This is a genomic window from Ideonella sp. P3_A4 (assembly GCF_056403075.1).
Map to the genome: position 1 here is coordinate 1 of NZ_JBFUGE010000816.1, position 2,293 is coordinate 2,293.

Genomic DNA, 2,293 nt, shown 5'->3' on the forward strand with positions numbered 1-2,293 from the left:
GCCGCGAGCGCGACCGGTCAAGCCGCCTGCGTTGGCCGTCCCCGGCCCGGTCTGCGGCACTTGTGGCGTCGACACGGCGTTGGCCGCGCTGCTGGTCGGCGTATGCACCGGCGTCGACTGGGTTTGAGATCCGACTCGCAACGGGTCCATGGCGCCTTCGATCTGACACGCGGGGTGATCCGAACGGCTCATTGGGCGGCGCGAGATGCGACAGCAGAAGCGGTGAGGCGAAGCGCCTTCGCATTCAGCGAAGTCCAGAACAAACGCCTGCGCCACGATCGTGATGACGGCCGCGTTGCACCGGGCAACGCCAACGCGCCGACGATCACGATGGGGACCGGGCGGCGGAGTTGGTGAAGGCAGCGGCGTAAAGGGTTCTTCGCAGGTCTTGCTCGACCTCGGCCCATCGCGCCGCGAGGCGGCTGGGTGGGCCCGCGGCGCAGTTCGTCGCGGCAGGCTCGCGGGGCCGTCGGCATGCAGCGACAGTCCAGGCCTTCGCAACATGCTGTCCTCCATCGCAACGGCGGCTCGATGAGCTGGCGGGCCAAGTGGCGGCGAAGTAGCACCGCACTGGCACAGTCACCGAACAAAGCGCACCCGCCGCATCGCCCAGGGCGCGTCCAATCCTCCTTTTGCAAAACAACTCCATCCATCATGCAGCTGTCGTCGATTTCAACGTTCGCGGGCGTATTGCTCGCAGCACTTGTTGGTACCGCCCATGCCGCCGCACCGGCGCCCTTGCATACCGAGCTGACGCTGACCCATATCACCGCCGACAGGTGGCGTGCCGACTACGTGTTTGCCGAGCCGGTCACCGCCATTGAACTGGGCGCGCAAGTCGGCCCTTACCGCAAGCAGGCTTGGCGCCCGCTGACACCGGGGGTGGAGCTGATCGCCCATGAAGACAACGAAGGCATGCGCAGTGCCGCGCCGCTGACCAAACTGAGTCTGGAGATCAGCGCCTACGGTGGTTTTACCGAGGGGCAGTATTCGCCGATCGACCGCTTTTCCGACGGCGGTTGGGACTTCTATGTGGGCTTCCTGTACGGCGGGCTGACACAGGGCGGGCGCGAGCGCACCATGGACGTCGCGCTGCACCTGAACGGCCTGGCCGGCGAAACGGTGATCGCGCCCAGCAAGCCGGGCACCGAACTGATGGGTTATGCCTACTTCGGGCCGAGCAAACCGGTTCGCATGGGCGGCGTGAACGTCATCATCGACCCGACAACACCGGCCTGGCTGCGCGAAACGCTGGAGCAGACCACCGCCAAAGTGTCGGCGTTCTACGAGCAGGCGTTCCAGCGGAAACTGATCGATACGCCCCTGGTGGCGGTGGCCATGGTCGGATTCGACGGCCCGCCCAAAAGCTTCAACGTCAAGGGCGGCGTCGCCGGTGGTGGCCTCGCCTACCGCCTGCAAGGAAGCGGCCTGGTCGATGATCATCCCAAGAAGCGCAGCTATATCGCGCGCCTGGTGGCGCATGAAATGGCGCACTTGTGGCAGGCCAATCTGACGCGCGGCGGCATCGGTGAAGACAGCGCCTGGATCCACGAAGGGGGCGCGGAGGCGATGATGTTGGTGGCCCTGCGCGCGACCGGCATCCTCACTGACGAAGAGAGCGACCAGCACGCGCAAGCGCTGCTGAAAGAATGCGATCAACTCAATGGCGACGTGACCGTCTATCGCGGCCTCTACGCCTGCGGCTTCAAGCGCTTCCACGGCTATGCGATAGCCCCGGTGCCCCTGTGGCGCGCCATGATGGCCAGCAGTGAAGGCAGCGGTGAGTTCTATTCAGAACCGATGATCCAGGCCATTCTCAAAGGGGCGCAGAAGCAGCAGTAGTCACGCACTTACACTGATGCTCAACTCACATTGGGCACAGCACATGTCACGCGACCAACCCATCGCCTCTGAGAACGCTGCCGAGTTTGCTTGGCAGAGCGATGATGTCTTCGGTCGAATTGCATCTCGCTACGACACGCTTTGCGATGTCTTCAGCTTTGGCCTGCATCGCCTGTGGAAGCGCAAGGTCGCTCGCGCGATTGCGCGCGAACCCTGGACGTCCTTGCTGGATGGTGCGACAGGCACGGGTGACATCATCCTTCGCGTTCTGGCGCATCAAGAAGCTGCAGGTAGAACCGTCGTTGCATCCGACGTCAGCGAGTCGATGCTCGCCATTGCGCAGCGCCGCCTGGCTCGCTACGGCACACAGGTTGGACTCAATCGGTTGAACGCCGAGTCGATGCCTTCCGTTTCCAGCGCGAGCGTCGATGCTTATTCGATATCGCTCGCC

Annotated in this window: 2 protein-coding genes; both read left to right on the top strand. The window is 64.1% G+C overall.

Features of this window, described 5'->3' with window-relative positions; genetic code table 11:
- The first annotated feature begins 654 nt into the window (after positions 1 to 654).
- Positions 655 to 1,842, top strand: coding sequence for a hypothetical protein (locus tag AC1DYI_RS33115; protein WP_477208353.1), 1,188 nt, complete (start codon positions 655 to 657; stop codon positions 1,840 to 1,842).
- Positions 1,843 to 1,858: 16 nt separating this feature from the next.
- The coding region (locus AC1DYI_RS33120) for a class I SAM-dependent methyltransferase (protein WP_477208354.1) at positions 1,859 to 2,293 on the top strand (435 nt) is incomplete at its 3' end.